Annotated in this window: 7 protein-coding genes and 1 tRNA gene; all 8 read right to left on the bottom strand. The window is 49.0% G+C overall.

The genetic code is table 11. From position 1 onward, the window contains the following. Positions 1 to 809 (bottom strand): DUF2213 domain-containing protein (locus tag G614_RS28725; RefSeq protein WP_155245130.1); only part of this gene is annotated, 809 nt, incomplete at its 3' end. 64 nt (positions 810 to 873) lie between these two features. Next, positions 874 to 1,092 carry a hypothetical protein gene (locus tag G614_RS0123115; RefSeq protein WP_027643792.1) on the bottom strand — a complete coding sequence of 73 codons (219 nt, stop codon included), beginning with the start codon at positions 1,090 to 1,092 and terminating at the stop codon, positions 874 to 876. 8 nt (positions 1,093 to 1,100) lie between these two features. After that, entirely contained in the window at positions 1,101 to 2,768 is a 1,668-nt protein-coding gene (locus G614_RS28720; RefSeq protein WP_049948106.1) for a phage minor capsid protein, read from the bottom strand. Next, positions 2,768 to 4,210 carry a DUF1073 domain-containing protein gene (locus G614_RS0123105; RefSeq protein ID WP_027643791.1) on the bottom strand — a complete coding sequence of 481 codons (1,443 nt, stop codon included), beginning with the start codon at positions 4,208 to 4,210 and terminating at the stop codon, positions 2,768 to 2,770. Before G614_RS0123105 ends, G614_RS28720 begins: the two co-directional genes overlap by 1 nt. A gap of 174 nt (positions 4,211 to 4,384) precedes the next feature. Continuing rightward, positions 4,385 to 5,728 (bottom strand): PBSX family phage terminase large subunit, encoded by a 1,344-nt coding sequence (locus G614_RS0123100; RefSeq protein WP_044918678.1) that lies wholly within the window; start codon positions 5,726 to 5,728, stop codon positions 4,385 to 4,387. Then, positions 5,697 to 6,200 (bottom strand): hypothetical protein, encoded by a 504-nt coding sequence (locus G614_RS29425; protein WP_049948105.1) that lies wholly within the window; start codon positions 6,198 to 6,200, stop codon positions 5,697 to 5,699. Before G614_RS29425 ends, G614_RS0123100 begins: the two co-directional genes overlap by 32 nt. 142 nt (positions 6,201 to 6,342) lie before the next feature. Further along, positions 6,343 to 6,414 (bottom strand) — tRNA-Ile (locus G614_RS0123085). 263 nt (positions 6,415 to 6,677) lie between these two features. Next, positions 6,678 to 7,034 (bottom strand): helix-turn-helix domain-containing protein (locus G614_RS31810; protein WP_027643789.1); only part of this gene is annotated, 357 nt, incomplete at its 5' end.

Below are 7,034 nucleotides of genomic sequence, written 5' to 3'. Positions count from 1 at the left end.
CCTGCCAGTCCCTTTATCATATCCATCAGCATATCCAGTTTCCCGTCAAGGCTGGATGAATCCTGCGCGCCTTCTTTCGGCGGCTCCTCTTTGTGTACAGGCACTGCAGGAGGTTCCTGTGGCGCCGCACCCTCATCCATTGCCGCTGCCGCATCTGCCGCCATCGTTTCCAGCTCTTCCGGTGATGCATCCTTAGCCGCCTGGGCAAACCACTTGAAAAATAAACTGTTCTTCTTCATCTTCCCATTCCTTTCCGGCCTTTTCACGGCCTCTACCTTTTTCTTTGAATCTAAAATCGCAACATGCTTCCCGGCCCTTCCCCGTGTCACCACGGCGATATGGTTCCCCCGGATATCATGCTGCGAATAGGTCCCATCCTCATTTTCCGTGTAGCTGCACTCATATCCGCAGCTTATTTCCCGCTTACCGCCCTGAACCGCCCGGATTAATTCCTCATCCTGGATGTGCAGGTCCGCTATCACATGTCCCTCCCATTCCCCTTCTCCCTTCCGGATGTTCTGGGCGTGCCCTCTGGCATACTGGGTACAGTTGTCCGGTGTGAGAAGTTCAGGCGGATGTTCATCCGTGATTGGCTTACCCTCAAAACTGGATAAGGCCGCTTCTGAAAAGACCTCATCCGGTGAACGGTATACCTTCACCATCTTGGAAATATCCCCGTCCTGTTTCAACTCGCTTTCCAGGTACTCCATCTCGCCAGTTCTGGCTATAGGCACATTGCGGCAAATTAAAAAGCCCTCAACCGTTTCCATCTGGTTGGGGCTTATCGTATAGCCATAATATGCAAACATCTTATTCAGTTCCTTCCTGTTGCGATATCGCAACAAAAATGCTACCAGCGCCTGACCGATAGCATTACACAATCAACATCTCTTTTATTTTTTCCGCATCTTCAGGGGATACCTCATCATACTCCCAATCCTCTCCGATGAAAATGCAAGACTGCTCTGGCGCAGGAATCCACTTTCTCAACCGCTTGTCATACCGTTCAAAATTACCGTTCAGGAAGCGATACAGACGATTGGCCTTTTTCTTTTTACCATCATAACCATAAACAAAATAGAAATCTTTCATATGACCTCCTACTTAATCCGGTCAATATTTACCGGCACTTCTAACTGCGCAGATAGCTCAAACATCTTTTTGTTCAGTTCTGCCCTTCTCTCGGGTGTCGTGGTGTCCTTCCTGGCCTCCTCATACAGTTTATGCATCGGGCCATCTTTAACCTGGAAACTTTCTGGTGTATGAAACTGTATCTCAAATTTCTGACCAGAAGGAGCTTGGAATATGCAGTTAACGCCTTTATATGCAGACCGTTTATCCAGCCAGGTATTTCTCACCCTTACCACCTTATATCCTTTTGCCTTCATTGCATCCGTGACATTTACATATGCATTTGTTAGGTTCAGTGGATTATCCTGGTAGGTATACCGGATTACATCATTTGTGGAGTTAATAGTGTCCGTAATGGCTTGTGCATCCAGGCTATGATTGCTGTCTGTTCCCACCTTGCGCAGGAAGGAATCCTTCGTTTTTACACGGTGCTCCAGTCCAATCATAGACACCCCTGTATCATTTGATATCTTGGTCAAATCAGCAGTGATTTCCGGTTCTTTTGCAATGATCTTTCCATATGCATTTGATTTCCGGTAAATGGCCTGCGTTTCCTTCCATTTTACAGATTCATTATACTTCATGTCCCTGAACTTTTCAAAGGTTTTCGGCATGTCATTACCACATACCTTTCGATACCGATTATACTGCTTGTAATCATTTAACAGCTTCTGTCGGTTCCTTACCTTCTCTTTATATGCCGCAATCTGCTTCTTGGTTCGTGGGTCCACTGTAATCGGGTTTTTTTCAAAGCTGGAGAAGTCCTTGTCCTTCTGAATCTGCTTATCCGTTTTACCCATGGTTGTATACTTGACCAGGGAATGCAGGCAGTTTGGATGGATGTTAAGGTATGTATTGCTTAGGTCATCCGGTCCATTTGGGTCTACCTTCCCAAAAGCCTTTGCCAAAGCCGGATAATCTGGATTATCCCCAGAACGGCTGTACACCCGGCCTTCCAAAGGGGCGCATACCGGACAGGTGCTGCCAATCTTCACAATCTTATACAGGTCATGCTCTGGGTCCGCTGTCAGGATGGCTGATACCTCAGCTTGCCTGGCAGTTGCCCGGGTTGCCATGTTACAATAGTCCTGCAAAGACCATTTTCGTCCTGACTTATCCACGAAGGATGTTATCCCATTGCGCTCCAACTCCTGGACCATGCTGGACGCTGCTTTACTGGTCCCATGACCTGCTGCCTGTTGTTCTGCCACTGCCTGTAAGGCTGCATTCCGTAATGTTCCCTCCTGCCGTTTTCCGACCAGGAATACTTCCTCCATTGTCTTCTGCGCCATGGTGGATGCTTCCACTATCTCTCCAATCAGATTATTGGACAGCTGCTCTACAATCCCCATCTGCGTGGCTGTGAGCCCTGCCGCATTGGCATACCCATTAGCCGCGGCCTCGGACCGGTAGAAGATGGACTCTATCATTGTCGGCACATAGTTCCAGCTCTCGTCCACCATCTCCTGAAGGATTTGCTGGGTGCGCTTCAGAGCCGCTACTTCCGCATAGTCCACATACCCCTGCATACGTTTCCGATTGATTTCAGCTATCAGACGCCGCTCAGTACGTAAGAACAGCATACGCAGAAACCTTGTCGCATCCTGTTTATCCGGAGGCCTTATAAGATTTGGCATTATTCAACCACCTCTTCCCCAAACGTACTTGGAAGCGTCAGTCCTGCCATAGGGTCCTGCATGACCTTGTAATCTGAGTATGTCCTGCCCTTCGCCTGCTCGATGGCCTCATCCGATATGGTATTATACATACTGGTCTCATCAGCCAGCGCCTTAAGTTCCTTCAGGGCCGTAGCAGCGTCAATCAGGTCGCTTTGATAGGATGCCAATATCGCCTGCGTCTTTTTCTCTACAATATCCGCAACCTCGTTTGAATCCGGGGTCTGAAGTGGTGGGAAGTCAATGCCCAAGTCATCTGGAACAATCCCCCAGGCTGACAGGGCCATGATTGGAAGTAGACGCTCTAGAATTGGACGTAACTGGTTCTCACGCAGACCATCTATATAATCATAATAGTTGTTCATATCGCTCTCGCCCGTGGCGTTCATGCCAGCTGGTGACCGTCCAAACAATTTCGTGACGGGAGTCTTTGCCGCCCCGGCCACATCCATCATCACCCTGTCATATACTTCCGGAAGTCCCGTGAATGTATACTGGGTGTTATGCATGACATCACCCTTGTTAACCAGGCGCGTACCGAAGTTGCTTTCAATCACGCTCTGGGCCTGGAGGGTGTGCCAGAACCGGCGCTGTGCCTCCGCATTGCTGGTTGCAAGCATCTGGTCCAGGCTGTCTGTTTCCATGTAGTTAACATTGGCCCGGAAGGTCAGGGATGCTATGTTAGCGGATACATTGTCCCGCTTTACCAGTTCATTGTAAATGGCTTCAAGCTCTGACTCTCCCCAGTAATTCTCTGCGATTTTCTCGTTGTAAGGCAATTCCCGGCCAGCAAAACGCAGTACCCTGCTATGGTGTACCCTGGATATGAGCGTGCCGCTCTCTTCATCCCGGATGGTATAGTATTCCGGGAGACCGAAGTCCTGGTCCGATGGGTCCGTCACCTGTCCCAATTCCGGATAGATGCCGCTCCATCTGTCCAGTATCATGAGCCCCAGAAAGCATCCTGGAAGTACCAGGCCATAGTCCAATGGCAAGGAAAGGTCATCCTGACCGCGTATCATAATGATACCAGCCGCGCCTCCATACAGTCTGCCCCAGTACATCCCTTCAAGGAGGGATTTGCGCAGGTGCACCTTGCGTTCTAGCCGCTGCATGGCATCTATGTATTCAGGGGCGACATTGCTTTGTATGGTATACCACTTACGGACCATGTCTCCCGGTATCGTCTCAATGATGTTCTGGACAATCCAGTTCTCCCTATACAGGCTGGTCAGCAGCTGGTAATTCTGGGTCATACGGGTAAGTGGGTATTGCGTGGCCTGCAGTAGGTCCTGTGTGCCGTATCCCAGCCGCGCTATTGGATTAGAAAAGGCATCCATCGTTGTGACGGGCGCCTGCTTTGTGTCTGCCCGCACATGACGGGTGTTCCTGCGTTTTGACATCTCTTATCACTCCCCTTATCTATAAATTGCTGCTATATACATGATAATCGCCCATGCCAAGAAATAAATTGCTTCTATTGTTTCTCGTTTATTATGACATTTTAATGCCTTGATGTCATAATAAAGGAACAGGGCGATTGCTCCTATTTTTTGAAATTACCCTAAACACTTCCATCATTTTATCCCTATCCTCCATTCCGGTAACTTCGTGAAAATATAATATCGCAATGCATCCGGTCCATGGTCCATCTGCTTTACAGGTTTCTCTTCTCCGCGCTCCCTGGCCTTGTCATCCCAGACATATGACCGCATCTCTGTAATCAGACCTGTGCATCTCTCATGTATTCGTATCTTCCCACGATACAGCATGGATGACACAGCCCTGATGCCGTCCTCCACATCATTCTCAGCCGGTTTCACGACATAGCCCCGACCGCGCAGTTCTGTGATGAAGCTGGCTGCCGATGGGTCAGCTATGATGTCAGCCATCAGGTCAGGATTGCTCCCCATGAACTCCACCATATCATCACCATATTGGCTGTCCGTTTTCTGGACCTTCTCCACGCGACTGTCCCACCGGTATTCCCGGTCCACCCAAATGATATCTCCATCATCGTAAATGTCCAGGTACACACACGGGTTAGTAGTCCCGTAGTCCAATGTTACTGTCCGGACGCTCAAATATTCCAGTCCTTTTGGTCGGGTCTCATCATTATAGATGTTGGACTTTATAAACATGGTATATATCAGGCCCTCAGCTACAGCCCATAACCCTCGGATATAACGTAAAAAAAAGACACCAGTGTACATGCTCCGGTATCTCTCCTTAATCTCCTCATCCAGGGATAAGTTATCATCCATTGTGAAATGCAGGTATAGCAACCGTTTAACTTCCTGTCCCTTCTCCTGCAATTCCCCGGCCCTTCTCTGCCCAATGAATCCAATTGCCCGGTCAATCCATCCAACCTTAAACCAATGCATCGGCCCAGCCGGATTGCAATTGAACCAGAACTTACTTCCCTTCACAGAGCATCGGCCTGTAGCCTGATTGACGAAGGATTCCGGCATCAACGCCACCTCATCGAAAAAGGCACCGGCTGCCGTAATGCCCTGCACCAGCTCCTGGGAGCCCTCGTCCTTACCTCCAAAGATATAAAAGTAATTGGTAACCCCCTTCCGGGTAACCTCCAGCATATTGGGGGTCTCTCCAGAAAGATGGTGTATGCATCTGTATCCCCGGCTCCGCAACATGGTCTTGAGGTTGGTTAGTACATTACGCTGGAAGGAACTAATTGTCTTACCGGCCATGATGAAGTTCTGGCCATCAAACATAGACATGGCCCAGAATATGAATGCCAGGGACATGGCAACTGTTTTCCCGGAACGGATGGCTCCATCTGCTATGATGCCGTCATAATCCTTGACCGGGCTGTTGTCCATCCACCAGTTAAGAACCTTCCTCTGCTTTTTTGAAAACGGCTTAAACTTAAATACCGGCCGTTTCTCCTTCCTCTTCATCAGACCAGCCCTCCTCCATTTCGTCGTCAGTCCAGTCATCCTCAACAGTACTTTTCAACGCATCTAGGAATCCATCATCTTCCTGTTCTTCCTCGTCATCGACACCCATCCTGGCCTTGGAGGCTGCCATACGTACTCTCTGCTCCTCAAGGTCCGTCTCGGATTTGGAAGTCTGCCCCAACACGTCCTTGATAGCCATGAAAGCCTTCACATCCCCGCGCATGGCCTTTTCAATCATGGCCATAGTAATAATCTCCTCATAGGTGCTTTCGCCCCCATCAGCGCGCAATATATCAGACAGGCCTTCAACCTCAACTTTCATAGTCAAAAGCCGGTTCATTGTGTCTCTCATGGCGGCCTTTCGTCTCCTGGATTCCCCAGATGCCTTACCGCCTGCAATTGCTATTTCTCGCTGTTCACTCGCTGTTCGCTCATGGAAACCATGTCCATTTAGGTTTTCATTGTTTGCCATCACCTCACCTTCCTATCTGGCTATCCTCTCCGTGAAGGAGGTCCCGGACGCCCTAAGTTTCAGGCGCCAGGAAATGAAAAATGAATATAAAAAGGACACCCGCTAAGGATGCCCTTTTTATAAAAACGCTTCCCCACAATCATCGGAACACCTTGAATCGAACAAGGGACCTGCGGCTTATAAGGCCGCCACTCTGCCACTGAGTTATGTTCCGTTAATGCGTACCTGCATCTAAGTACCCAGCATCTGGATACCCGATGCTCCAGTACGCCATGCTGACATATTCAGCAGTACTTTATGCCGCAGTCGAATGTCAGCGAATCAGCCACCAGGGTGTAACACCTGGCGGCCGTTGCTTAAATGGGGAGGATGCAAAACCAATCAGCTTTCCGCTTCATCCAATTTTGCATATTACAATTATAAATCGTCCAACCGGACATGACAAGGACACGATTTTGACACGCTCCTGTCAAGTATCTAATCCAGCATGAGGGCATCAGCCCCAAAGAGATATACACTAAGAATTCCCGTAAGTTCCGTTATCCACCGCCTGGCTGTCCGCTCTCCATATCCGTAAATCTCTGCAATACTTTCGTATGTCATCCCATCCAGATAGAAATACTTGAATGCCAGATACTTCTCATGCGTATTCTTCCGACACTCCTCATCCTCCAGGAGCTTCAAGCACTTGTCTATGTGTCCTATCATGACAATACTCCGGAGCTTGCTCTTGAGGATACTGTTGATAAAGATATCTTCCTCTGTGAACTCCTCCAGTTCATCGCCATTATCCATGTCGGACAGTTCTGCCACTCCCTCCTCCACGCTCTGACA

Origin of the sequence: [Clostridium] clostridioforme AGR2157 (genome assembly GCF_000424325.1) — a bacterium.
Classification (GTDB): Bacteria; Bacillota; Clostridia; order Lachnospirales; family Lachnospiraceae; genus Enterocloster; species Enterocloster clostridioformis_A.
This window is presented reverse-complemented; position numbering and strand designations above follow the sequence as displayed.

Coding starts and splice junctions, on each gene's coding strand:
- G614_RS0123115 (WP_027643792.1), bottom strand. CDS start 1,092: ATGAAAGATTTCTATTTTGTTTATGGTTATGATGGTAAAAAGAAAAAG.
- G614_RS28720 (WP_049948106.1), bottom strand. CDS start 2,768: ATGCCAAATCTTATAAGGCCTCCGGATAAACAGGATGCGACAAGGTTT.
- G614_RS0123105 (WP_027643791.1), bottom strand. CDS start 4,210: ATGTCAAAACGCAGGAACACCCGTCATGTGCGGGCAGACACAAAGCAG.
- G614_RS0123100 (WP_044918678.1), bottom strand. CDS start 5,728: ATGAAGAGGAAGGAGAAACGGCCGGTATTTAAGTTTAAGCCGTTTTCA.
- G614_RS29425 (WP_049948105.1), bottom strand. CDS start 6,200: ATGGCAAACAATGAAAACCTAAATGGACATGGTTTCCATGAGCGAACA.